The 1,541-nt window shown below is 56.4% G+C and carries 1 protein-coding gene; it reads left to right on the forward strand.

From position 1 onward, the window contains the following. Positions 1-261 precede the first annotated feature (261 nt). Positions 262-1,248 (forward strand): diaminopimelate dehydrogenase, encoded by a 987-nt coding sequence (locus ACO4XG_RS10910; protein ID WP_308509520.1) that lies wholly within the window; start codon positions 262-264, stop codon positions 1,246-1,248. Positions 1,249-1,541 lie beyond the last annotated feature (293 nt).

The following is a 1,541-nucleotide window of genomic DNA, read 5'->3' on the forward strand; positions in this document are numbered from 1 at the left end:
GCCACTTCGCCGGGAACTCACGGAACTTCTCCGTTGGGAACAGCGCTCGCGCGGCCTCACGACGGTGTTTGTGACGCACGAGGAAGAGGATGCGGCGCGGATTGCCGACAGCATTGCCCGCTTTTGCGACACAGCAGGCACGCAGAGCTTTCGGCAAGAGCCTTCACAAAGGTTTTGATTGACAGAAAACGGACTTTTCCGTTACAACAGAGAAAACATATCATGTTAGCGGCATCTTTCGCGTTCAGAGAGGAGAACAGAATGAAGACACGCATCGGTATTTTGGGCTACGGAAATCTGGGGAGAGGCATTGAGAGTGCAATCAAACAGAGCGAGGACCTGGAACTCGTCGCTGTCTTTACGCGGCGCGATCCGAAGACCGTGAAGATTCACACGGAACAGGTCCCGGTCGTCGCGCTCTCCGAGGTGCTCGACTGGAAAGAGAAAATCGATGTCATGGTGCTCTGCGGCGGCAGCGCGACCGATCTGCCGACCCAGACGCCGGAATATGCGCGCCACTTTACCGTGATCAACAGCTTTGACACGCATGCCAAGATTCCGTCTCACTTTGAGGAGGTAGACCGCGCGGCTAGAGAGAGCGGCCACCTGGCCATCATCTCCCTCGGCTGGGATCCGGGTCTCTTCTCCTTAAATCGCATGATGTCGACCGCCATTCTCCCGCAGGGCAAGAACTATACCTTCTGGGGCAAGGGCGTGAGCCAGGGACACTCCGACGCGGTGCGCCGTATTGCGGGCGTGCTGGATGCGAGACAGTACACCATTCCGGTCGACAACGCAATGACGCGCATCCGCAACGGTGAGCAACCCGCATTCACCGCGCGGGAGATGCATAAGAGAGAGGTCTTTGTCGTTGCCGCGGAAAATGCGGACCGCGCTGCAATCGAGGCGGAAATCAAAAACATGCCGAATTACTTTGCGGACTATGACACCACGGTACACTTCATCACAGCGGAGGAGATGCGCGAACAGCACGCAGAACTGCCGCACGGCGGCTTCGTAATCCGGAGCGGCGTGACCGGCTTTGACGGCGGGCACAGGGAACTCATTGAGTACAGTGTGAAGCTCGACTCGAACCCTGAGTTTACCGGCGCTGTGCTCGCAGCCTATGCGCGCGCGGCACATCGCCTCGCTGCGGAGGGACAGCAGGGCTGCAAGACCATTTTTGACATTGCACCGGCTTACTTGAGCCCCCTCAGCGCAGAGGACCTTCGGGCACAGCTCCTGTGAGAACAGGGAGAGCGAAGGTCACCACATAAGAGAAAGCGGCGATGCAATAAGCAGGGGAAAGTAAAAGTTGAACCGGAAAACCGGCGCAGTGCGCCGAAAGCGAGAGGACGGAGACATCCGTCCTCTTTTTTTGTGTGCTCCTGTTTTTACTTAAGATAGCGAGAGCCGAGAGAGAAAGCAGGGGAGAAAAACGGATTGGAACATCCTAGATTCGAAAACGACAGGCCAGAAAACCACAAATGATATGTACCCAGAATTCTGGACACATTGACTATCGTTAGGCACCACAACTG

Source organism: Stomatobaculum sp. (assembly GCF_057248925.1).